The sequence below is a fragment of the Pseudomonas sp. CFBP 8771 genome (genome assembly GCF_014841695.1).
In the GTDB taxonomy this organism is placed as follows: Bacteria; Pseudomonadota; Gammaproteobacteria; order Pseudomonadales; family Pseudomonadaceae; genus Aquipseudomonas; species Aquipseudomonas baltica.
This window is the reverse complement of sequence record NZ_JACYUJ010000001.1, coordinates 312,071-335,057: the sequence shown is the minus strand read 5'-3', so window position 1 is coordinate 335,057 and position 22,987 is coordinate 312,071. Positions and strand designations below refer to the sequence as shown.

Here is a 22,987-nt window from a genome sequence, read left to right as displayed (position 1 = left end):
TCGCTTGGGCCGACCCTGGCCGTCAGAAAAAGTACCTTACCGATGCGCCCAGGGTGGTTGATGGCTGAGGCACGATCACCAGGCCGCTGTTGGTGCCATAGGCCACTTCGCTGCCATACCGGTGGGGCTGAAAAGTGCCGTAGACACTGAACTGGTAATCGCTGTAGTCGTAGCTGGCGCGCAGGTCATAGCGCGTGTAGGCAGGCATGGTCTTCCTGCCAGTGCCGACGTAATAGGGAATGCCGCCCAGATGATGAGCATCGGCATTCAATGTAACTTGCCCACCCATGAACCCGTCTCGATACTGAACGCCCGCCTTGTAGGTGTGCTCCGGCACGACCAGTCGCGCACCGATACCCGGCGCCGGGTTGGTGATGACCGCATCGATGATCCGGCCATAACTGATGTAGGTACTGACGGTCGACGTGGCTTGATAGTTGACACTGGTCTCCAGCCCTTTGCGCGTGGTGTCACCTACTTGCTCGTACACACCCGGCGAGGTTTGCACGGTCTCGCTGTCGTTCTGGATGTAATAGAACTCGGTGGTACTGGACAGGCTATCGGTAGGCCGCAGGGTAAAACCCACGTCGTAGGACTTGACCTTGCTGGGGCGCACGCTGCCGTTTATCTGTCCACCCGTGTCCCTGAGCGGAAGCGCACTGCTGCTGCCTGAACTGATGTACTCCGCCGCTGGGGAGCGGAAACCCTGAGCCACATTGGTGAACAGTTCGAGCTGATCGATCGGTGTCCATGCCACGCCGAACCTGGGCGTTGTCACCGAGCTGTTGTAGCCGGTACTGGCGTCTCGAAACTTCAGGTTGTCGATATCGTAGTCGAACCGATCGTGACGGATACCGGCGAGCAACTTGAGCGAATCGATGGGCTTGTACTGGCCCTGCGCGAAGACCCCATAGGTGATGAGGTCCATGTCGAAGTCGTAGTAGAAGTTTTGCGTGGGCTGGAAGTTGCGGTACTGCTGGCGAAAGGCATCGCCTTTGTCGCGACGCACGTCCGTACCGACCATGAGCGATGCCGTGTCTTCATACACGAAGTTATAGGCCAGGCGACCACCGTAGATGTCACGATCATCCTTGCCATAGTTATGTGTGTTCGTACCGTTGGAGATGGCGCGTACGCGCCTGAAGTCTTCGTAATAGGCCGTGTAGTACAGGCCCGCTTCGCCCTCGGCCGGCGACCGATTGAACACGTAGGTATTGCGATTGGCGTTGCCGAAGCCATACAGGTTGTCGGTATCGCGGCGGCCGACGGTGCCCGCCTTCAATGCGGGCAGGCTCAGATAGCCGTCATTCCTGAAGTCCGATTCGTAATGGCTGAACCGCGCCGAGTATTTCGCATCGCCAATGACTTTGGAAAGCTTCCAGAAATAGTTGTCGCGCTGGTTTTCGGCGGCCTTGCGGTATCCGTTGGTCCTGTAGAGGTCAGTCACCAACAGTGACTCGAGGCCTTCATGTTCACCGCCTAGTACCACGTTAGTCCGCTGGCCATCGAAGCTGGCGACATCCACCCCGATGCTGGACGCGACGTCACTGCCGTCCAAGGTTTCGATGTTCACCGCGCCTGCCCGATTCTGATCGCCGTACAGTGCCGACACCGGGCCTTTGATGACGTCCACACGCTTGATCATCTGCGGCGTGAGCCATTCCAGAAATACGGGACCATGCCCTGCCCCGCCCTGACTTGAGGGAATGTTCTGCGGCACCCCGTCCACCGACACCGCCACGTCGGCCCCGTGGGTGCCATTGGTGGCGAACCCGCGCATGCGAAAACCGTTACCGGTGTCCCCCTGATCGATGTTGTTGGCTACCACGCCCGGCACCCGTCGGTAGATGTTGGAGATATCGCGATCCACGTTGAAAGTGCGGATCTCTTCTTCGGTTATCGTCGAGACGGCAGTCGGCAGGCTTTGCGAGGCCGTGCTGATCCGATTGCGCACCAGCGGTTGCGCTATACCCGTGCCGTATCGATCGCCTGAAATCTCGACAAGGCCCAACTCGGTAGGCCCTGGTGGTTCCGACTCCTGTGCCGCCAGCGGCGTGTAGAAACCAACGCTGCCAGTCAGCGCCGCGCCAGCGAATGCCAGGCGCCTGAAGTGATTCGCATATCCGTACATGAATAATTCTGCTTACGTTATGATATAACGTGACAAGCTTACAACCGAAAATGTCTGTTGACCAGAAGCGCCCTACACGATTGCCGTGCTGCACCCGCGATGCCTATCGGCATCGTTCGATGCGCACGGTTCAACCCCTGCAGAACACTTGGGAAAACCCATGAAAATTGCTTTGTCATTGCTTGCCGCTGCAACCCTTCTCAGCGCCCAAGGTGCGTATGCCCATGGTATCTGGACCGAACAACGCTACGGCCAGTTGGACGTCGTCTACGGGCACGGCGCAGAAGACCAGGCCTATGCCGCGGATAAGGTCAAAGGCGCATGGGCCTACGATGAACGCGGACAAATGATCCCGGTGACGGTCGAGAAGCTCGGCGACCACGCGCGCCTGCATCCAGCCGCGCAGCCCGCCGTGCTCGCCGTTGCCCTGGACAACGGTGTCTGGAGCAAGAACGCTCAGGGAGAATCGGTGAACAAGCCCATGGCTGACGTGCCTGGCGCCGTCAGCGCCAGTCACAGCTACAAGTACAGCCTGGCGATCCTGAAAGCACACGCGCAGGTGCCCGACGCGCTGAAATTGGCCATGGTCATTCGGCCGTTGAAAGATCCGAGCGAAGTAGGCGTCGGTAATCCATTACCCGTTGAACTGACGATCGATGGCAAGCCGGCCGGTGGCATCGCCCTGCTCGATGACTACCGAGGCATGTCGGACGCCAGTAGCGTCGTCACCGATGCACGAGGTCGCGCCACCGTCACCGTGCGCAACGCCGGGTTGAACGTCATCGCGGCTCAAGCCAAGGTAGCCGCGGTCGATCGCAAGGACGTTTCAGAGCGCAGCCTCTTCACCTCGCTGACCTTTGTCGGCAAGGCACACCAACACTGAGTCCGCGAGCCGCCCTTCATTTCAACCAATCCAGCGTCATGATCAGGCGGCGCTCGCCAGCCCGTGCCTGCGGCGAGCGATGAATGATTCCGCGCCCTTCGTTGCTCATCCATCGCTCACCCTTGAACAAGGCCACGTCAGCCGCCAGCAGCTTGTGCGGTGCATCCACCGGTTCGGACCCGGCCTGCCCCAGCCCCGCCCTGCGCATCGCACCCTCTTCGAGCCATTCGCTGCCCCGGCCAGCGTACGTCGTGATCAAGCGCACGGAGACCCGATCGACGTGATAACGCGGACACATCGCCTTGTCCAGAATGCGCAGACGCAGGCCGATACGCTCGGCGCCCAATAGGCAACCGTAGGCCTGGATCAACCAGGCAACATCCTCGACGAACTCGGCGTAACCCTCACACTGAGCGAAAGCGGCAGCCAGCCCGACCAGATCCGGGGGCTCTTCCCCCTGTAACTCAATCACTCGCGACTCCGATAGTGGATCGTCACGGCACAACAACGCATCAGTGAAACTCGCGATCGCGGGCGAAAATTGCCGCGTCCAGATGGCCAGGTTTATGTCGTCGCGCAGGATCTCCGCCAGCACGGCGGGCTCGGGCGACTGAATGTAATGGGGGGTGGCGGGCATGGCATACATCGCATCAGTGGAGGATATGAATGGATATAACATAACATATCAATAACCACGCCCATGATCCAACGAGATGTGACAGTCGCGCCGTTGTCACAGCTTTATCACCCAAAGAAGGATGAGCAAGTGAAACAGATTCAAGCAGGCGTGCTCAACGTCGCGTACCGGGACCTTGGCCCAGCCGATGGGCCTGCGGTCGTGCTGTTGCATGGCTTCCCCTACGACATCCGCGCCTACGACGCGGTGGCCGAACGGATCACCGCTGCCGGTTGCCGATGCATCGTCCCCTACCTGCGCGGATACGGGGGCACGCATTTCATCGACGCAAACACGCCTCGCTCGGGTGAGCAAGCAGCCTTGGGGTCGGACCTGCTGGCATTATTGGATGCTTTGAAAATTCCCCAGGCCGTACTTGCCGGCTACGACTGGGGTGGCCGCGCAGCGTGCGTGGTGTCCGCCCTGTGGCCCGAGCGCGTCGTGGGACTGGTCAGTTGCGAGCCGGGCTACAACATCCAGGACATTGCCCATGCGACCCGCCCCGCCGCCCCGCAAGCCGAACAGCGCTTGTGGTATCAGTACTACCTGCACGGCGCCCGTGGCTACGCAGGCCTTGAAGCCGACCGGGATGCCTTCTGCAAGCTGCTGTGGCAACTATGGTCGCCGACCTGGGCATTCACCGATGAGGTGTTTTTAGCCTCGGCGCAGTCGTTCCACACTCCCGACTTCGTCGACGTGGTCACGCACTCCTATCGCCATCGCTTCGGACTGGTCGACGGCGATGCGCAGTACGCGGCCATCGAACAGAGGCTGGCGAAGCAACCCGTCATTGCCGTGCCAACGGTCATCCTGGCCGGTGCTTGCGACGGTGTCACCCCGGTTCAGGATGAGCAGCAGGCGCTACGCCGATTCAGCGCCCCTGTTCGTCGATCAATCCTCGAAGGCGTGGGCCACAACGTCCCGCAGGAGGCACCGGAGGCATTCGCCCGGGCGGTGCTGAGCCTGTCAGGGCCGTGAGGCCCCTACCATGGTGTGGCCCATCGATTGGTGTCGGGTGTCTATTCACTCAAGAGCGTGCGCAGCAGCTCGATCATAGGCTCGACCGCCGGGCTGCTTCGATTGGGTGCCTGCACCAGATGCAATTGCCTTGACGCCACGGAATCATCCAGATCGCGAACGACTATATCCGCCCTGCAGGTGGTGGTGGACAGTTTCGGTGCAAGCGCCACGCCCAACCCTGCAGCGACCATTGCCTGGGTTTCCTGATAGTCGTTGGCCAACAGGGCGATGCGTGGCGTGAACTTGCACTGGGCAGCGGTGCGGTGCAGCAGCTCGGTGATTTCATGACCATCGGACCGGCACACCCAAGCCTCCTTGGCGAGCTGAGCCAGGTTCAGAGGTCCTGCCTCCTGCGCCATTGCGTGCCCTGCTGGCAGCAATACCACCGTAGGGTCCGTGCGTAGCTGCAAGGTCGACCCAGGTTCGTTCAGCCACGGGTATGTCCAGGTAATGGCCAGATCGAGCTCACCCGAGCCGATGAGTTGACGCAACGCCACCAGACGCGTGCTGCGCACATCCAGGGTGATGGTCGGATGCCGCGCCCTGAACTGCATGACAATTCGCGGCAACAATGAAGACCCCAGCGTCGGAAACACCCCCAGCGACAGGTGGCCGGCGCGGCCTTCGGCAACACTGCGCAGTTCCGTCTCGAGCTGCGCCATCTGTGCCTCGATCAGGTTGACCCGGCGCATGACCCGCTCCCCGGCATCGGTAAGCGCCATGCCATGGGGTCGACGCTCGAACAGTGGCAGCCCGATGACGCTTTCCACACGCTGTACCGTTTGAGAAACCGCGGAGGGGGTCAGGTGCAAGCTGCGTGCGGCAGCGGTCATCGAGCCGACTCTGCCGACTTGTGCCACCACTCTGAGTTTTTCGATATCGAGCTTCATGGAAAGAGCCTATTAGCTATTAAGCCAGACTTCAATCTGTGTTTAGCATTTGTCGTTAGGCTTAACGACCTGGCGTTGATATCTTTTTATCAAGCGCTGCAGTTCTCGTCAGCAGCACTACCCAGACACAATAAAAACAAAAGGCACCGCTCATGAACCCACGACACAACCTGGTCTCGCAGACAGATCACTGCCTGCCCCATCCGCCCGTCCCCTTTGTTGTTCCTGTCCCATTCGACGCCTGCTGAGGAGCACCAACATGTTGGCTCTCCTCGGTTTTGCCACCTTGGGTGTGTTCATGCTGTGCGTCATCCGCAAATGGATGACGGCCTTCGTTGCGATCATAGTCGTGCCAGCATTTTTCCTGCTGTTTACCGGCCAGGGCGCACAGCTGGGCGAAATGATCGCCGCCGGCATCAAGACGGTAGCACCCACTGCCGTGTTGCTGTTGTTCGCCGTGCTGTATTTCGGCTTGATGATGGATGCGCGCTTGTTCGATCCGCTATCGCGACTGATCATCCGCATATCCAAAGGCGACCCAGTCAATATCTGCGTGGGCACCGCCGTCCTCGCCTGTCTGGTCGCCCTGGATGGCGACGGAACCACCAGCTACATGATCATCTGCTCGGCTTTCCTGCCGCTCTACAAAAGGCTTCACATCAACCCGTTGATCATCGCGACCATCGCCACCATGGCGCTGGGTACCGTGTCCGGGACGACCCCTTGGGGCGGTGCTGCAACACGGGCCGTCAGTATCCTGCACCTGGACGCCAGCGAGTATTTCGCGGCAATGCTCGGCCCGATGATCCTGTCCTGCGCCTTCGTCTGCCTCATTGCCTACGTGCTGGGGCGCAAAGCGCGCAAGGCAATCGATCCGCAGCACAGTGCGCAGGTTTCAGCGCAGATCATCGCCGAGAGCTGCCAGGTCGAGCACGCCGCCAACTGGCGGACGGCATTGAACGCTGCACTGACCGTCCTGCTGCTGGTGTGCCTGGTCTTGGGTGTAGCCAACCTCATGGTGTTGTTCATCGCCGGTTTCGTCATCGCACTGTTCGTCAATGTGCCACAAGCTGCCGACCAAGGCGCTGTCATTCAGCGGCATGCAGCAAGTGCCGTGCCTGTGGTGATGCTGGTATTAGGCGCAGGGGTCTTCACGGGGATTTTGACTCAAACCGGCATGACCACGGCGATGGCCGAAGCCTTCGTGGGCAGTCTGCCCAGCCACCTCGGCTCATTGATCCCACTGGCCACCGCGCTGATCGGCATCCCCCTGAGCTTCTTCATGGCCAACGACGCGTACTTCTTTGGCATCGTGCCGGTACTGGCGGAAATGGCCGCGCGCTACGACATCCCTGCCATGGAGATCGCTCGTGCCGCCGTCATCGGCCAGATGGCCCATTCGATAGGCCCGGCCTCGGCGCCCTTGTGGGCCTTGCTCGGCATCATCAAGGCAGACCTGGGCGACTTCCAGAAATTTGCCTGGAAATGGGTGCTGCTGGCATCGCTGGCCTACATGACTTTTGCCGTCCTGACCGGGGCAATCTCCGTCTCCAGGTAGATCCCGCTCTGCATGGCGAATTTGACTCCATCCCGGCAATGCGGCCTTGAACGAGGTACCGACACGCCTGGTCGATACCTCCCTTCACGATTGGACTCACAATGAAACTGACCTCTGCCATCGCAGCACGCACCTGCAGTCTGACCTTCGAGCACTTATCCCCACAGGCCTTATGGAATGCCAAGCTCGCCATCCTCGACACCGTGGGCTGTGCCTTGGCAGGCGCACGTGAACCCGTGGTGCACACGCTGCTGCAGACCGGGGGACTGAACACCTTCGGCGCAGTACCGGTACTGGGCAGACACGAACGACTGGACCCGCTGTGCGCGGCCCTGGTCAACGGTGCTGCGGCCCATGCGCTGGATTTCGACGACGTGAACATCGCCATGGGCGGGCACCCTACCGCGCCGATCCTGCCGGCCTTGTTGGCCTTGGCTGCAGAAGGGGGACACACCGGCCGCCAGCTGTTGCTGGCTTACGTGGCCGGCTTCGAAACGCAGGCACGCCTGGCACAGAGCGTCAATTTTCATCACTACGACAAGGGCTGGCACCCAACTGCCACCTTAGGCGTGTTCGGCGCAGCTGCGGCCAGTGCTCGGTTGCTTGGCCTCGATGAACAGCAGACCTCGATGGCCTTGGCGCTGTGTGTGTCGTTGGCCTCGGGTGTCAAGGCCAACTTCGGCACCATGGCCAAGCCCTACCACGTCGGCCATGCCGCCAGGAACGGCTTGATGGCAGCGCTTTTGACCCGCAACGGTTTCACCGCAAGCCTGGATGCCTTCGAACATCGCCAAGGTTTCTTCGAAGTGTTCAACGGCCCCGGAAACTATACGCCAGCACTGGCATTGCAGAATTGGGCTGCTCCCCTGGACATCGTGGAGCCAGGTATCGGCATCAAGCTCTACCCCTGCTGCGACAGCACACACACCAGCCTCGATGCCTTGTTCACGCTGCGCCGTGACCACCCTTTCGAGGTTCGCGACGTTGCAGGCATCGAGGTTTACCTGCATCCACTGCGTCTGACCCATGTCGACCGCTCTCTGCTACGGACCAGCCTGGATGCCAAATTCAGCGTGCAATATTGCCTGGCCCGCGCCCTGATCGACGGCCGCATCGTACTTGACAGCTTCAGCGAAAACGCCTTCAACGACGCCGAAGCGCTGGCGCTCATGCAACGCATACATGCCCTGCCTCACCCCACCCCGTCTCTGGCCAGACGGGGCAACTACCTGACCGACTTGCACATTCGATTGCACGATGGGACGCGGCTGACCGTGCGAGCGCACAGTCCGGCCGGCAGGACCGCCGACCAGCCAGCCCCTCTGGAGAGCATCATGACCAAGTTCAACCACAACGCGGCCAAGGCCTTGGATACGCAAGCCGTTGCAACCTTGAGCGATACCCTCATGCGCATGGAGCAATTGCCCCGCGCCGAGGTGATCGGCGATCTTTGCGCGACGCGTTGAACGTCGGTAAAACGCCAAGTGCGTCCTGGGGCAGGTAGTGCAGAACACGGGGCCGAATATATGCACTCGCCCATGTGCACTCGAGGGGCATCCACTTGGACACCGCTGCTGCATTCCCTGTATTGACCGCTCAACCAATGCGAAAGAAAATCTTGCCCAGCATCAGCAGGCTTACGCAAACACAGAGCACAGAGAACATCTGCTGCAAAAGCCGTGCAGGTAGGGTCGGCGCCACAAGGCGGCCGCCAATCATGCCGACCAGTGCCGATACGGTGAACACGGCGCCTGCCGAGGAAAACTTCATACCCTGGCTGAACAGATGGCCCAAGGTACCCAGTGACACCAGTGCAACCACCATCAGTGAAGTGGCCACGACGCCATGCATGCGCACGTCGCTGAACGTTCGAAAGGCGGGAACGATGAAAAACCCTCCCCCGACTCCCAGCAAGCCGGTCAGGAACCCCGAAGTCGCGCCAATCGATGCCAGCGTCGCCAGGCAGCGGGCATTCCAATCGAGTTTGCCCGTTGCAGGGTCGAGCATACAGTTGCGCTGCAGCGCGCCCTGGGCCTCATCGTCGCGTCTGGACTGCAGGTACATTCGACACGCTACAACCAACATGACCAGCGCAAACACTGTCGTCAATGCTGTACCGGGTACGCGCGCGGCCACGTGAATCCCCAGAGGAGCTGCCACCCATCCGGCGGCTGCCATGGTGGCTGCTGCCTTGTAGCGTACCAGGCCCTGGCGCAACCCCTGCAGCGCGCCGATCGAGGCGGCGCTGCCAACCGCCAGCAACGCGATGGGCGTGGCTTGGGTAATCGACCAACCCAGTCCGAGGGTCAGGGCCGGAATCGCCAGAATGCCACCACCTGCCCCGGTGAGCCCCAGCACCAGACCGACACAGGCCCCCAATATGAATGTCAGCATCAGGTCACTTCGAAGAGCAGGCGGTGAGCCACTCACGCCCCTTGAGCATGCCGTTCCAATAGAACCACGGTAGCAATCGGACCTTGAGGAACCAGGCCGACCTGCGCGCGATGGTCGGATCCATCGGGAACGTAGGTAGCAATTTTCCGCCATAGCCAAACTCGGCCAATATGACCTTGCCGTTCTCGACGGTGAGCGGACACGAACCGTAGCCGTCATAACGTCGAGGCAGCTCACGGCCTTTGCGCAGTGCGATGAGGTTGTCTGCGACCACGACTGCCTGCTTGCGCGCAGCCGCTGCGGTTTTGGCGTTACTGGTGCCGCAGACATCCCCCAGGGCAAATATTTCAGGGTAGCGCGGGTGCTGCAACGTGGCTGGATCGACCTCCAGCCATCCGGCCTTGTCGGCAAGCTCGCTGCGGCGAATCACATCCGGCGCTTGCTGCGGTGGCACGACGTGCAGTACATCGAAGTGTTTTTCCACGCGCGTCACGTTTCCGGCCGTGTCTGTCACATCGAACCATGCGGTCTTGCTCGGGCCATCGACCCTGACCAGATTGGACTGGAAGGCGAGTTTTGCGCCGTAGGCTTCGACATACTTCATCAGCGGGGCGACGAACGTGGCAACCCCGAACAGCACGGGAGCTGCCAGGTTGAACTCGACCGAAATCGACTGCAGCACGCCCTCCTTGCGCCAGTGATCACAGGACAGGTACATCGCCTTCTGCGGCGCGCCCGCGCATTTGATCGGCATGGGAGGCTGGCTGAACAAGACCTTCCCACTGCGCAGCGAGCGAACCAGTTCCCAGGTATAAGGGGCCAGGTCGTGACGGTAGTTCGACGTCACGCCGTTCTTGCCGAGGGTGTCTTCAAGCCCTTGGATTTCTTCCCAGGCCAGTTGCAGACCCGGGCAGACGATGAGTTGCTGGTACGCCAGCTCGCTGCCGTCGCTGAGCAACACCAGCTTGCGGTCTGGGGCGAAGGCCGACACCGACGCTTTGATCCAGCATGCACCTTGAGGAATGACGCTTTGCATGGGGCGGACGGTGGCATCGATGGGGTAAGCGCCCCCGCCCACGAGCGTCCAGGCGGGCTGATAGTAATGTTCGGTGCCAGGTTCGACGATCGCAACGCGCAAAGACGAATCTCGCTTGAGCAGACCGGCCGCAACGGTGATACCGGCAGAGCCTGCGCCCATGACCACTACATCGTACTGCTGGGTCGGGGGGCTGCCTTTGGTTGCCGCCTCGTACAGCTTGGCGGACCGATTGCCGGTGCGGCAGTAGGCAAGCACCGGCTTGGGCAACTGCTCCAGAAGCGCGTTCAGCGCTTGAGCCTGTGCTGGCGTAGCACCGGAGCTCGCTACGGGTAGATATCGGAACTCCAGCCCCGACGCGACAGCCGCTCGTTGCATGGCCTGGTGGCTGGGTTGCTCAGCCCCACCTTCATCGTCAGGGCGATTGCAGATCAGGCTGGCGAACCCTTGAGCCCGCACCTCAGGCACATCCTGCGGATCAAGTTGGCCCGCCACCGAGAACGATGCGTCTATTCGCTTTATCACTTGCTCCATTACAAACCCCGGGCATAGCCAACGTGTGAGAGTTCCAACAACGCGCCCCGGCCGAGCCACGCGAGGTGCGATGGCGCAGCGACGAGCAACGGGTCATGCAGAGGCTTACTTCTTCAGCGCCTGGCCACAGTAAAGTCCCGACAGGGTCTGCATCAGCGAGACCACCTCGAAGCTGGCCAACGAGTAGTAGATGTACTTGCCCATTCTGCGGGTGTTGACCATTCCTTCGTCGCGCAGCACACCCAACTGCTGCGACAGCGTCGGCTGCCTGATCCCGGACAGTGCCTCCAATTCCCCTACGTTTCGCTCGCCCTGGGTCAATTGGCACAGCAGCAACAGACGGTCTTCGTTCGCCAAGGCCTTGAGCAAGGCACACGCCTTGGACGCGGAATCGCGCAACAGACCGATTTCTTCGGTGGACAATTGAGCAGTCATGGAAAGCCCCGATGGTTGACCGGTCGACAGTCTACGATTGAATAGTATATGTTTCAATATAGTGTAATGACGTGAATCGAAGAGGTTGCCCGATGACGGCTCAGATAGAAGGTTTCTACGACACCGCCACCTCCACGGTGAGCTATGTCATTTTCGAAGCGTCAGGAGGGCCATGTGCAATCGTGGATCCAGTGCTGGATTACGATGCCAAAGCCGGGCGGATCGGCACCGATAACGCCGACCGTATCATCGCCTTCGTGGACAGCCACGGGTTGCAGGTACAGTGGCTGCTGGAAACACACGCGCATGCCGATCACCTGTCGGCCAGTGCCTACCTCAAAGGCAAGCGCGGCGGCAAGATCGGCATCGGTGCGCAGATCACCGTCGTGCAGGGCGCGTTTCGGGATATCTACAATCTCGAGCCCGACTTCCTGCTGGATGGCTCGCAGTTCGACACATTGTTCGAAGCGGATGAGATCTTCCACATCGGCAACATACCGGTGCAGGTTATGCACGTGCCTGGCCATACGCCTGCGGACGTCGCCTATCGAGTTGGGGATACGCAGGTCTTCGTCGGCGATACGCTGTTCATGCCGGATGTCGGCACTGCCCGATGCGATTTCCCCGGCGGGGACGCCGTACAGATGTATGGCTCGATCAAACGGCTGCTGAGCCTACCCCCCCAGACCACACTGTTCATGTGCCACGACTATCCTCCTGCCGACAGGGAAGCGTCCTGGATCACCACCGTTGCCGAGCAGCGCGCGAACAACATTCATGTCGGTGACGCGTCCGATCTTGAATCGTTCGTACGCATGCGCACAGCCCGCGATGTCAGCCTGTCGGTCCCGGCGCTGTTGCTGCCGGCGATCCAGGTGAATATCCGCGCCGGGAATCTGCCCCCTGCCGATGAAAGCGGGTTGTGCAGCCTGAAGATTCCTTTGAACAGGTTTTGAGAGGGTTTGTCGTGGTTAGGTAATGGCTCAGTGAGCATGAGCGGAGCTGTTTCATCGCCACCTCGCTAGAAAGTATCGCCGAAACCCATCTCGAAATAGTTGCTCGAATGATTGCCGGACACCCTGTTCAACAATGAGTTGAATACGGCGTTGAAAGGCGTATGCTCGCTCTTAACGAATAACGTTAAGCGTTCAATCCATGATTCGAAGCTTTGCATGCGCCGATACGGAAGCACTTTTCACCACCGGCAGGATAAGGCGCTGGGCAGACATCAAGTCAGTCGCGGAGCGTAAACTGGCCGCACTGCATGCTGCGAAGGAGCTTCGAGACTTGCGCTCACCGCCCGGAAACCGGCTTCACACCTTGGAAGGTGACAGAGCCGGCCAGCATAGCATCAGCATCAGCATCAACATGCAGTGGCGGGTATGCTTCATATGGACCCAGAACGGCCCTGAACACGTTGAGATTGTCGACTATCACTGAGGTGCATCATGTTCAAGAATGGCATGCGTCCCATACATCCCGGCGAGATTCTTCGCGAGGATTTCCAGCACGAAATGGGCTTCAGTGCCGCTGCTCTGGCCCGTGCTTTAGGCGTATCTACGCCGACCGTGAATAACATTCTGCTTGAGCGTGGTGGCGTATCGGCTGACATGGCCTTGCGCTTGGCCGCCTGCCTGGATACCACTGCAGAGTTCTGGCTCAACCTGCAAACAGCGTACGAGTTACGCAAGGCAGAGCTGGAGCATGGAGATGCGATTGCAGCGGTACAGCGCCTGGTTGCTTGAAATGAATCCAGATGCCCGCCAAGGGCGGGCTTCAGACAGGCGCAGGCTCTGGCGCTCCTGTTGCGCCGCTGAAAACTCCTGACCCACTCGCCTGCAAACGCTCGGGGATCATCAGTCGCTGCACGGCAGGGATAATGGCTCAGAGCGAGTCCCGGGAGATCCCATTACTCACACGAACGATGTCAGCCATTACAGCCAGGGCAATCTCCGCCGGTGTCTTGCTTCCCAGGCTCAAGCCTACCGGTGCGCTGATACGGCTAATTGCCCGATCGTCCAGAGCGCCGATGCGGCGAACGCGTTCAAGGCGCTTTTCACTGGTACGTCGTGAGCCCATGGCGCCGATGTAGAACGCGGGCGTTCGCACCGCTTCAAGTAACGTCAGATCATCCAGGCGTGGGTCGTGGGTGAGCGCGACAACGGCGGTGCCCGCGTGGCAGCCACCCTTGGCGATGAAGACCGCGGGTAGTTGCTCGATGACTTTCACCCCTTCCACGTGAAACCTGTGGAGCAGCTCGGTGCGCGGATCACAGACAATGACTTCATAGCCCAATGACACGGCGAAACTTGCGCAAAATTCTGCCACAGGCGACAGCCCCGCTATCAATAGCCGCCGCGCTGCGCCAATGCGAATGGCGACCTGCTGGTCGAATACTTCGACGGTTTGACCCTGCGCAGAAGAGGTGTCGAGTGCACGGTCGTCGCTGACCAGAGAAACGTTACGGATGATCCGTTGCTGGCCTTGCAGCGCGTGCAACATCGAGGAAAAGTGCTCGAGTGACTGACAGCCGAGGCCGAACTGCTCAACGAGTACGTCAAGGACGCCTCCACACGGCAGCTCCATTGAAGGCGCCAGACCTCCTTCGCCATATCGGACGATTTGGTTGTCGGGCCCGAACTCGTCACGCGCAAGACGCTCGAGGAAGTCGTCCTCGACACAACCGCCTGAAAGGGACCCGCAAAAACTTCCACTGGCCAGCGCAACCAGCATTGCCCCTGGCCCCCGTGGCGCAGAGCCAAACGTAGAAAGAACAGTGCAAAGCCACACGCACTGCCCCTGTTCAAGCCACTGCTGCCCTTGCTGGACTACTTGGAGGTCAAGGTTGTTCATGGGGCTTACGGTCCACTGTGTTTGCAGAAACCCGAGCGATGAGGTGGGCTGGGAATACCCGATTCAGTATGTGTTGGAGCGACTTTCCAAAGTTGCCCGATCCGCGCGGGTTATTGCCTATTTCTTGCGACCTCGAGGCTAAACCAAGCGCGATGCTGCGAGCTCGTCGAACCGGGCAATCATTGCCGCGAACCCGGAAGGTACTGACCTGGCGATCAGATGAGGATGGATGACACACTCATCCGGTGATAGTGGCGAAGTTCGCCGACCACCTCGCGCCCAAAGGTGCGCGCCAGCAGGCTTTGCTCATCCACTCTGAAATCATCCAGGTGGTCTTCGAATGCTGCCAAAGCGCGCATCAGTTCGATCAGTACAGGGACATCGGTCGCAGCGGCTGCGCGAACTGCCGAGCCTGAGGTCAGCACGCGCAAGAGATCGAAGTGGAGGTGCCCTGCACAATGTCGGTATTCGAGAGGCTAAGGCCTTCATCGAGCCAGCCGGTGACACCACCGATCATTTCCTTCACCGCATAACCGAGCTGAGCTATTCGTGCAGCTGCCCGGTGCACACCGTTACAGTGAGGGCCGGCACAGGCTGCAACATGCACGCATGACTCAGGCTCGCTCGCTGCTTGAGAGCACAGTTCTCAATACCGAGCAAATCGCCGAGCGATGCGGATTCGCCTCGGTGGAAAGCTTCAGGGTGGCCTTTCGCAAGGCAGTCGGGCTTGCGCCATCACTCTATCGAGACGGTTTTGGCCAGCGTTGAATCAGGAGCACAACCAGCACCCCTGCCGCTCGCCCTGCTGTCGGTATAACGGCTCGTGTGAAAATGAAGACAAAAAAAAGCCATCTTCGAGAAGTGGCTTTCTTGTCTGATTTTACTCAGGAATAAATGGTCGGGACGGAGTGATTCGAACACTCGACCCCTTGCACCCCATGCAAGTGCGCTACCGGGCTGCGCTACGCCCCGACCGAGCGTAAAGCTGTTCCAGAACCTCTGAGAACGTCGAGGAATATACCTTAAGCATTTGAATTATGGAAGTATTCTTTTCCAGAAATTCACTTCTTGAGGACACTCAGCACATCTTCGAGCTCGGAGATCGTCTGGCGGATCAGTTGCTTGTACTGCGTAGTGTCATCCTTGGCCTCGTCGCCGGACAGGCGCAGACGCGCGCCGCCGATGGTGAAGCCCTGGTCATACAGCAGCGCGCGGATCTGGCGAATCATCAGCACATCCTGGCGCTGGTAATACCGACGGTTTCCGCGACGCTTCACGGGGTTGAGCTGAGGAAACTCCTGCTCCCAATACCGCAGCACATGTGGCTTGACGGCACACAAGTCGCTGACTTCACCAATGGTGAAGTAGCGCTTGCCGGGAATGGGCGGGAGTTCGTCGTTATGACTTGGTTCCAGCATAGGCCTCAACTCGGGCTTTCAACTTCTGCCCTGGACGAAAGGTGACCACGCGGCGAGCCGTGATCGGGATTTCTTCACCGGTTTTCGGATTGCGGCCAGGCCGCTGGCGTTTGTCCCGAAGGTCGAAATTGCCGAAACCGGACAATTTGACCTGCTCGTTGTCTTCAAGAGCGTGCCTGATTTCTTCGAAGAAAAGCTCGACCAATTCCTTGGCCTCTCGTTTGTTCAAGCCCAACTCTTCATAAAGACGTTCCGCCATTTCAGCTTTCGTCAAAGCCCCCATGCGCTACTTCCTTAACGTGGCGTTCAACCTTTGTTCGAGCGAGGTGAGGATTGTTTGAGTCGTGGCATTCACCTCATCGTCATTAAGAGTGCGCGATGGATGCTGCCAGGTCAAGCCAACAGCCAGGCTTTTTCTATGAGGATCAATGCCTTTACCCTGGTAGACGTCAAACAGCCTGAGGTCCGTGAGCCATTCCCCTGCATTCTCGCGAATGACCGCGAGCACTGCACTGGCAGCCACATCACGATCGGCCAGCAGTGCCAGGTCGCGGCGCACTTCGGGGAAGCGCGACAACTCCTGGAACTTCGGCAGACGGCCTTCGGACACCTGCGCAAGCACCAGCTCGAAAACGAAGACAGCGCGATCCAGACCCAGCGACTTCACCAGTTCCGGGTGCAATGCGCCCAGATAACCGACCAGCTGACCCTCGCGCTCGATGCGCGCGGTCTGGCCCGGATGCAGAGCAGGATGCTGCCCCGGAACGAAGGTGAAGGCATCCAGCGCACCGGCGAAGCCAAGCACGGCTTCCACGTCGGCCTTGACGTCGAAGAAGTCCACCGTCTCGCGACCCTGCGCCCAGCCTTCGGGCAGACGACTGCCGCAGACCACGCCAGCCAGCATGGGCTCTTGTTTCAAGCCATCGAGCTGACCGACAAAACGCAGGCCGCTCTCGAACAGGCGTACGCGATCCTGCTGGCGATTGAGGTTGTACTGCAGAGCCTTGACCAGGCCTGGCCACAGCGACGAGCGCATGGCCGCCATGTCGGCCGAGATCGGGTTGGCCAGCAGCAGCGGCTCGACGCCGGGGCTGAACAGTTCGAACAGCTTGGGATCGATGAAGCTGTAGGTGATAGCCTCCTGGTAACCACGTGCAACCAACAGGCGGCGCAAGGCCGGCAGGTCGGAACGTGCCTCCGGGGCGGCCTGCGGCGCCAGCCGCGCTTGCGGGTAGCGCACGGGCAGGCGGTTGTAGCCATAGAGCCGTGCCAGCTCTTCGATCAGATCGACTTCCAGGCTGATATCGAAGCGATGGCTCGGCACCTCCACGGACCACTGCCCTTCCCCGCCGGCCGTGACACCCAGGCCCAAGCCGGTCAGCAACCCTTCAATTTCGCTGGCGCCCATTTCCAGGCCCAGCATCTGGCTGACCCGATCGGCTCGCAAGGTGATCGGCGCAATCTGCGGAAGATGCTCCTGGCTGACGTGTTCGACGATCGGACCCGGTTCGCCGCCGGCGATTTCCAGCAACAGTGCGGTCGCACGCTCCATGGCTTCACGGGCCAGATTCGAATCGACACCGCGCTCGAAACGGTGCGACGCATCGGTGTGCAGCCCGTACGAGCGGGCCTTGCCGGCCACCGAGATCGGTTCGAAAAACGCCGCCTCGAGGAACACGTCGCGGGTCCTGGCGGTCACGCCGCTGTTCTCGCCACCCATCACGCCAGCGATGCCCAGCAGGCGCGCGTGGTCGGCAATGACCAGCGTGTCGCCGCGCAGTGCTACTTCCTGACCGTCGAGCAGGGTGATCTTCTCGCCCTCCTCGGCCATGCGCACGCGGATGCCGCCGTCGATTTCGGCAAGGTCGTAGGCATGCATCGGCTGGCCCAGCTCGATCATCACGTAGTTGGTGATGTCTACCGCGGCATCGATGCTGCGCACTTCGCTGCGACGCAGACGCTCGACTATCCATAACGGAGTGGCCCTGGACAGGTCGACGTTGCGCACCACTCGGCCGAGGAAGCGCGGACAGGCGGCAGGCGCCAACACCTCCACTGCCAGCACGTCTTCGCTGACCGGGGCTACCGCAGCGATGACCGGACGGGTCACTGGGGCTGCATACAGCGCGCCCACTTCCCGCGCCAGGCCCGCCAGCGACAGGCAGTCGCCGCGGTTGGGCGTCAGGTCGACCTCGATGCTGGCATCGTCCAAGCCCAGGTAAACCCGGAAATCCTCACCCGCAGGGGCATCGGCCGGCAGCTCCATCAGGCCGTCGTTGCCCTCGCCGACCTGCAGCTCGGACTGCGAGCAGAGCATGCCGTTGGACTCGACGCCGCGCAGCTTGGCTTTCTTGATCTTGAAATCGCCCGGCAACTGGGCGCCGATCTTGGCGAACGGAATCTTCAGGCCGGGGCGCACGTTTGGCGCACCGCAAACCACCTGAAAGGTTTCGCTGCCATCGCTGACCTGACACACACGCAGTTTGTCGGCGTCCGGGTGTTGCTCCGTGGCAAGCACTTCACCCACCACCACGCCGCTGAACTCACCTGCGGCCAGGGTCACACTGTCCACTTCCAGACCTGCCATCGACAGACGTGCAACCAGCTCGTCTCGCGAGGCCTGCGGGCTTACCCAGCCGCGCAGCCATTGTTCACTGAATTTCATCCTGCTCTCCTGAAAGATTCGTTACGGCTAGCGAAATTGCGCGAGGAACCGCAAGTCGTTGTCGAAGAACAGGCGCAAGTCGTTGACGCCGTAACGCAGCATGGCCAGACGTTCTGCGCCCATGCCGAAAGCAAAACCCTGGAACTCTTCGGGGTCGATACCCGACATGCGCAGCACGTTCGGGTGCACCATGCCGCAGCCCAGCACTTCCAGCCAGCCGGTCTGCTTGCAGACCCGGCAGCCCTTGCCGCTGCACATCACGCATTGGATATCGACTTCAGCCGAAGGCTCGGTGAAGGGGAAGAACGAGGGCCGGAAGCGTACTGCCAGCTCTTTTTCGAAGAACACGCGCAGGAATTCCTCGATGGTGCCTTTCAGGTCCGCGAAGTTGATGTCCCGGTCGATCAGCAACCCCTCGACCTGATGAAACATCGGCGAGTGGGTGATATCCGAGTCGCAGCGATAGACCCGTCCCGGGCAGACGACCCGAATCGGCGGCTTTTGCGACTCCATGGTCCGCGCCTGCACCGGTGAGGTGTGGGTACGCAGCAACATGTTGGCATTGAAATAGAAGGTGTCATGCATCGCACGGGCCGGGTGATGGCCTGGGATGTTGAGCGCTTCGAAGTTGTGGTAGTCGTCTTCCACCTCGGGGCCTTCGGCGATGCCGTAGCCTATGTGGGTGAAAAACTCCTCGATACGCTCCAGCGTCCGGGTAACCGGATGCAGGCCGCCAGTGGTCTGGCCACGGCCAGGCAAGGTGACGTCGATCTGCTCGGCGGCGAGCTTGGCGCTCAGTTCGGCTTCTTCGAATGCCGTCTTGCGCGCATTGAGGACATCTGTGACACGTTCCTTGGCTTCGTTGATCAGCGCGCCCACCTTGGGCCGCTCATCGGCAGGCATGTTGCCCAAGGTCTTCATCACCTGGGTCAGTTCGCCTTTCTTGCCAAGGAATTGAACCCGGATCTGCTCCAGGGCATTGATGTCTTCAGCGTGTTGCACGGCCTCCAAAGCTTGAGAGACCAGCGCATCCAGGTTTTCCATGTACAGACTCCAGATACGAAATAGGGGAAGAGCTTGAAGGCTCTTCCCCTATTCATGACGTTTAACACCCAAGCCCGCCGACGGCAGGCTGGAGTGATTGTCGGGGTACTTAGGCCAGCGAGGCTTTAGCTTTCTCGACAATCGCAGCAAACGCCGCTTTTTCGTTCACTGCCAGATCAGCCAGAACCTTACGGTCGATCTCGATGGACGCTTTCTTCAGGCCAGCAATGAAACGGCTGTAGGACAGACCGTTTACACGAGCACCGGCGTTGATACGAGCGATCCACAGGGCGCGGAACTGACGTTTTTTCTGACGACGGTCACGGTAGGCGTATTGGCCTGCCTTGATTACCGCTTGCTTGGCAACACGGAATACGCGCGAACGAGCGCCGTAGTAGCCTTTAGCCAGTTTCAGAATTTTCTTGTGACGCTTACGGGCAATGACGCCACGCTTAACACGAGCCATGAGTTAGTCCTCTATCTTTGACCGAAATTAACGAAGGCGCAGCATGCGCTCGACTTTTGCCACGTCAGACGGATGCAGCAAGCTGCTACCGCGCAGTTGACGCTTACGCTTGGTCGACATTTTGGTCAGGATGTGGCTCTTGAAAGCGTGCTTGTGCTTGATGCCGTTAGCGGTTTTCAAGAACCGCTTAGCTGCACCACTTTTGGTTTTCATCTTTGGCATGTTCGGGTACTCCACATTCAATTGATAAACATAACCGCAAGGCCTGCCGTGCCCTGGTGGTTACTTCTTTTTCTTGGGGGCGATGACCATGATCAGCTGGCGTCCTTCCATCTTCGGATGCTGTTCGACGGAACCGTATTCGAGCAGGTCACCTTCGACCCGCTTCAACAGCTCCATACCCAGCTCCTGATGCGCCATCTCACGGCCGCGGAATCGCAAGGATACCTTGGCCCTGTCCCCATCACTCAGGAAACGTACCAGGTTGCGGAGTTTTACCTGGTAATCCCCTTCTTCCGTCCCTGGACGAAACTTGATTTCTTTAACCTGAATCTGTTTCTGGTTCTTCTTCGCTGCGGCAACCTGCTTCTTCTTCTCGAAGATCGATTTGCCGTAGTCCATCACCCGGCATACGGGCGGGATGGCGTCAGCGGAGATTTCCACCAGATCCAGCTTCGATTCTTCAGCGATACGAAGCGCTTCATCGATAGAGACGATGCCAATCTGCTCGCCGTCAGCGCCAATTAACCGAACCTCGCGTGCCGAGATATTCTCGTTGATCGGGGCTTTCGGTGCAGCTCGTTTATCTTGTCTCATTTCACGCTTAATAATAATTACTCCGAATCTGGGCGACCACGCCGGGAAACCGCTTGTGCAAGGTACTCGGTGAATTGCGCGATGGGCATGGAGCCCAGGTCAGCGCCTTCACGGGTACGCACAGCGACAGTTTGCGTTTCAACTTCCTTGTCCCCGATGACCAGGAGATAAGGAACCTTGAGCAAAGTATGCTCACGGATTTTAAAGCCGATCTTTTCATTTCTCAAGTCGGACTTGGCACGAAACCCGCTTTCCGTCAGATTTTTTTCGACAAGCTGTACAAAATCGGCTTGTTTATCAGTGATATTCATCACCACTGCCTGTGTCGGCGCCAGCCAGGCCGGGAATGCGCCCTCGTAGTGCTCGATCAGGATCCCGACGAATCGCTCGAACGAACCCAGGATCGCCCGGTGCAGCATCACGGGATGCTTGCGACCGTTGTCTTCGGTGACGTATTCGGCGCCCAGGCGGATCGGCAGGTTGAAATCGAGCTGCAGTGTACCGCATTGCCAGACGCGACCCAGACAATCCTTCAACGAGAATTCGATCTTGGGGCCGTAGAAGGCGCCCTCGCCCGGCTGCAGATCGTAGGGAAGCCCGGCCGCGTCGAGTGCGGCAGCCAGGGCTGACTCGGCGCGATCCCACAGCTCGTCGGAACCGACACGCTTTTCAGGACGCGTCGACAGCTTGAGCTGGATGTCCTTGAAGCCGAAGTCGGCGTAGACGTCCATGGTCAGCTTGATGAAGGCCGCCGACTCGGACTGCATCTGCTCTTCGGTGCAGAAGATGTGCGCATCGTCCTGCACGAAGCCACGCACGCGCATGATGCCGTGCAGCGCGCCCGAAGGCTCGTTGCGATGGCAGGCACCGAACTCGGCCAGGCGCAGCGGCAACTCGCGGTAGCTTTTCAAGCCCTGGTTGAACACCTGCACATGGCACGGGCAGTTCATCGGCTTGATGGCGTAGTCGCGGTTTTCCGACTCGGTGGTGAACATGTTCTCGGCGTAGTTGGCCCAGTGCCCTGATTTCTCCCAGAGGCTGCGGTCGACTACCTGGGGCGTCTTGATTTCCAGGTAGCCGTTCTGCTGCTGGATCTTGCGCATGTACTGCTCGAGCACCTGGTACACGGTCCAGCCGTTGGGGTGCCAGAAGACCATGCCCGGAGCTTCTTCCTGGAGATGGAACAGGCCCAGGCGCTTGCCGATCTTGCGGTGATCGCGCTTCTCGGCTTCCTCGATGCGCTTGACGTAGGCCGCCAGCTGCTTCTTGTCGGCCCACGCGGTGCCATAGACGCGCTGCAGCTGCTCGTTCTTGGCATCGCCGCGCCAGTAGGCGCCCGACAGCTTGGTGAGCTTGAAGGATTTCAGGAAACGCGTGTTCGGCACGTGCGGACCACGGCACATGTCGACGTATTCTTCGTGATAGTACAGGCCCATGGCCTGCTCATCCGGCATGTCTTCGACCAGACGCAGCTTGTAGTCCTCACCGCGAGCGGTGAACACGTCGATGACTTCGGCACGCGGCGTGACCTTCTTGACCACGTCGTATTCGGTGTCGATCAGTTGCTGCATGCGCTGCTCGATCGCCGCCATGTCGTCTGGCGTGAAAGGCCGCTCGTAGGCGATGTCGTAGTAGAAGCCTTCTTCGATGACCGGACCGATCACCATGCGGGCAGTGGGGTACAGCTGCTTGACCGCATGGCCGACGAGGTGGGCGCAGGAGTGACGAATGATCTCCAGCCCCTCTTCGTCCTTTGGCGTGATGATCTGCAAGGTAGCGTCGGCGGTGATCAGGTCACAGGCATCGACCAGCTGGCCGTTGACCTTGCCGGCAACGGTGGCCTTGGCCAGACCGGCGCCGATGGACGCGGCGACCTCGGCGACGGAAACCGGGTGATCGAACGAACGCTGACTGCCGTCGGGAAGAGTAATGGTGGGCATGGCGCCTCCTCTCCTAGTGGTGACCCCTACCAAAGGTCACATGGGTTGGGATGAGCCAGTACGCGATTCGCCCGGTATGCCCGCCTTACATTGGCAGGAGCCTTGCGGCCGACCGGAGCACGAACCAGAGTGACTGGAGCAATCGAAAAAGGTGAATCCCGCGCCTCGGCGCCTACTCAAGGCAGTGCCGAACGCAGGGCCGAACATCCTAGCACAGAAGATGCGTCG

The 22,987-nt window shown here is 59.9% G+C and carries 23 protein-coding genes, 1 tRNA gene and 1 pseudogene; 8 read left to right on the top strand and 17 right to left on the bottom strand.

Annotated features, from left to right (window positions below):
- Positions 1-22: 22 nt before the first annotated feature.
- Entirely contained in the window at positions 23-2,131 is a 2,109-nt protein-coding gene (locus tag IFT80_RS01505) for a TonB-dependent receptor (protein WP_192103585.1), read from the bottom strand.
- Positions 2,132-2,291: 160 nt separating this feature from the next.
- On the opposite strand from IFT80_RS01505, the gene IFT80_RS01500 reads away from it, so the two are divergent.
- Positions 2,292-3,014: a DUF4198 domain-containing protein gene (locus IFT80_RS01500; protein ID WP_122712924.1), complete on the top strand. Its 723-nt coding sequence runs from the start codon at positions 2,292-2,294 to the stop codon at positions 3,012-3,014.
- Between the two features lie 16 nt (positions 3,015-3,030).
- On the opposite strand, the gene IFT80_RS01495 is transcribed toward IFT80_RS01500, so the two are convergent.
- Positions 3,031-3,660 carry a DUF1826 domain-containing protein gene (locus IFT80_RS01495; protein ID WP_192103856.1) on the bottom strand — a complete coding sequence of 210 codons (630 nt, stop codon included), beginning with the start codon at positions 3,658-3,660 and terminating at the stop codon, positions 3,031-3,033.
- A gap of 120 nt (positions 3,661-3,780) precedes the next feature.
- On the opposite strand from IFT80_RS01495, the gene IFT80_RS01490 reads away from it, so the two are divergent.
- Positions 3,781-4,668, top strand: coding sequence for an alpha/beta fold hydrolase (locus IFT80_RS01490; RefSeq protein WP_192103586.1), 888 nt, complete (start codon positions 3,781-3,783; stop codon positions 4,666-4,668).
- A gap of 41 nt (positions 4,669-4,709) precedes the next feature.
- Here the strand turns inward: IFT80_RS01490 and IFT80_RS01485 are convergent, their stop codons facing one another.
- Positions 4,710-5,600 carry a LysR family transcriptional regulator gene (locus IFT80_RS01485; protein WP_122712926.1) on the bottom strand — a complete coding sequence of 297 codons (891 nt, stop codon included), beginning with the start codon at positions 5,598-5,600 and terminating at the stop codon, positions 4,710-4,712.
- Between the two features lie 259 nt (positions 5,601-5,859).
- On the opposite strand from IFT80_RS01485, the gene IFT80_RS01480 reads away from it, so the two are divergent.
- Both IFT80_RS01480 and IFT80_RS01475 read left to right on the top strand, forming a co-directional pair.
- Positions 5,860-7,158, top strand: coding sequence for a CitMHS family transporter (locus tag IFT80_RS01480; protein WP_192057374.1), 1,299 nt, complete (start codon positions 5,860-5,862; stop codon positions 7,156-7,158).
- Between the two features lie 101 nt (positions 7,159-7,259).
- Positions 7,260-8,624, top strand: a complete 1,365-nt coding sequence (locus IFT80_RS01475) for an MmgE/PrpD family protein (protein WP_192103587.1) — start codon at positions 7,260-7,262, stop codon at positions 8,622-8,624.
- A gap of 130 nt (positions 8,625-8,754) precedes the next feature.
- Here the strand turns inward: IFT80_RS01475 and IFT80_RS01470 are convergent, their stop codons facing one another.
- From IFT80_RS01470 to IFT80_RS01460, 3 genes are all read right to left on the bottom strand, one after another.
- The gene (locus tag IFT80_RS01470; protein WP_192103588.1) at positions 8,755-9,552 is read right to left on the bottom strand and encodes a sulfite exporter TauE/SafE family protein; all 798 of its coding nucleotides are present in this window, start codon (positions 9,550-9,552) and stop codon (positions 8,755-8,757) included.
- Positions 9,553-9,556: 4 nt separating this feature from the next.
- Complete coding sequence (locus tag IFT80_RS01465) at positions 9,557-11,122, bottom strand: bifunctional protein tyrosine phosphatase family protein/NAD(P)/FAD-dependent oxidoreductase (RefSeq protein ID WP_192103590.1); 1,566 nt, start codon at positions 11,120-11,122, stop codon at positions 9,557-9,559.
- Positions 11,123-11,227: 105 nt separating this feature from the next.
- Complete coding sequence (locus tag IFT80_RS01460) at positions 11,228-11,557, bottom strand: ArsR/SmtB family transcription factor (RefSeq protein WP_122478691.1); 330 nt, start codon at positions 11,555-11,557, stop codon at positions 11,228-11,230.
- Between the two features lie 92 nt (positions 11,558-11,649).
- On the opposite strand from IFT80_RS01460, the gene IFT80_RS01455 reads away from it, so the two are divergent.
- From IFT80_RS01455 to IFT80_RS01445, 3 genes are all read left to right on the top strand, one after another.
- The gene (locus IFT80_RS01455; RefSeq protein WP_192103592.1) at positions 11,650-12,513 is read left to right on the top strand and encodes an MBL fold metallo-hydrolase; all 864 of its coding nucleotides are present in this window, start codon (positions 11,650-11,652) and stop codon (positions 12,511-12,513) included.
- A gap of 199 nt (positions 12,514-12,712) precedes the next feature.
- On the top strand, positions 12,713-12,997 hold the full coding sequence (locus tag IFT80_RS01450; RefSeq protein ID WP_192103594.1) for a type II toxin-antitoxin system RelE/ParE family toxin: 285 nt from the start codon (positions 12,713-12,715) through the stop codon (positions 12,995-12,997).
- An 8-nt stretch (positions 12,998-13,005) separates the two neighbouring features.
- Entirely contained in the window at positions 13,006-13,302 is a 297-nt protein-coding gene (locus tag IFT80_RS01445) for a HigA family addiction module antitoxin (RefSeq protein WP_192136576.1), read from the top strand.
- Positions 13,303-13,441: 139 nt separating this feature from the next.
- Here the strand turns inward: IFT80_RS01445 and IFT80_RS01440 are convergent, their stop codons facing one another.
- Together IFT80_RS01440 and IFT80_RS01435 are read right to left on the bottom strand one after the other, a co-directional pair.
- On the bottom strand, positions 13,442-14,410 hold the full coding sequence (locus IFT80_RS01440; RefSeq protein ID WP_192136575.1) for an XdhC family protein: 969 nt from the start codon (positions 14,408-14,410) through the stop codon (positions 13,442-13,444).
- 215 nt (positions 14,411-14,625) lie between these two features.
- Positions 14,626-14,841, bottom strand: a complete 216-nt coding sequence (locus IFT80_RS01435; RefSeq protein ID WP_192103599.1) for a hypothetical protein — start codon at positions 14,839-14,841, stop codon at positions 14,626-14,628.
- Between the two features lie 163 nt (positions 14,842-15,004).
- Here IFT80_RS01435 and IFT80_RS01430 point away from each other — a divergent pair.
- Positions 15,005-15,178: pseudogene (locus IFT80_RS01430) on the top strand (helix-turn-helix domain-containing protein); the annotation flags it as partial.
- A 127-nt stretch (positions 15,179-15,305) separates the two neighbouring features.
- Here IFT80_RS01430 and IFT80_RS01425 read toward each other — a convergent pair.
- The 9 genes from IFT80_RS01425 to thrS form a co-directional block, all read right to left on the bottom strand.
- A tRNA-Pro gene (locus IFT80_RS01425) sits at positions 15,306-15,382 on the bottom strand.
- An 89-nt stretch (positions 15,383-15,471) separates the two neighbouring features.
- On the bottom strand, positions 15,472-15,828 hold the full coding sequence (locus IFT80_RS01420; protein WP_043188397.1) for a MerR family transcriptional regulator: 357 nt from the start codon (positions 15,826-15,828) through the stop codon (positions 15,472-15,474).
- Positions 15,809-16,111, bottom strand: coding sequence for an integration host factor subunit alpha (gene ihfA / locus IFT80_RS01415; protein ID WP_002553164.1), 303 nt, complete (start codon positions 16,109-16,111; stop codon positions 15,809-15,811). The genes IFT80_RS01420 and ihfA overlap by 20 nt, the downstream gene beginning before the upstream one ends.
- Before the next feature lie 3 nt (positions 16,112-16,114).
- Positions 16,115-18,493, bottom strand: a complete 2,379-nt coding sequence (gene pheT, locus IFT80_RS01410) for a phenylalanine--tRNA ligase subunit beta (RefSeq protein WP_192103601.1) — start codon at positions 18,491-18,493, stop codon at positions 16,115-16,117.
- Between the two features lie 27 nt (positions 18,494-18,520).
- Positions 18,521-19,537, bottom strand: a complete 1,017-nt coding sequence (gene pheS / locus IFT80_RS01405; protein ID WP_192136574.1) for a phenylalanine--tRNA ligase subunit alpha — start codon at positions 19,535-19,537, stop codon at positions 18,521-18,523.
- A gap of 109 nt (positions 19,538-19,646) precedes the next feature.
- Positions 19,647-20,003, bottom strand: coding sequence for a 50S ribosomal protein L20 (gene rplT, locus IFT80_RS01400; protein WP_043188388.1), 357 nt, complete (start codon positions 20,001-20,003; stop codon positions 19,647-19,649).
- A 27-nt stretch (positions 20,004-20,030) separates the two neighbouring features.
- On the bottom strand, positions 20,031-20,225 hold the full coding sequence (gene rpmI / locus IFT80_RS01395) for a 50S ribosomal protein L35 (RefSeq protein WP_002553160.1): 195 nt from the start codon (positions 20,223-20,225) through the stop codon (positions 20,031-20,033).
- 60 nt (positions 20,226-20,285) lie between these two features.
- Positions 20,286-20,837: a translation initiation factor IF-3 gene (gene infC / locus IFT80_RS01390; RefSeq protein ID WP_172979313.1), complete on the bottom strand. Its 552-nt coding sequence runs from the start codon at positions 20,835-20,837 to the stop codon at positions 20,286-20,288.
- On the bottom strand, positions 20,837-22,759 hold the full coding sequence (thrS, locus tag IFT80_RS01385) for a threonine--tRNA ligase (RefSeq protein WP_122478723.1): 1,923 nt from the start codon (positions 22,757-22,759) through the stop codon (positions 20,837-20,839). The genes infC and thrS overlap by 1 nt, the downstream gene beginning before the upstream one ends.
- Positions 22,760-22,987: the final 228 nt, after the last annotated feature.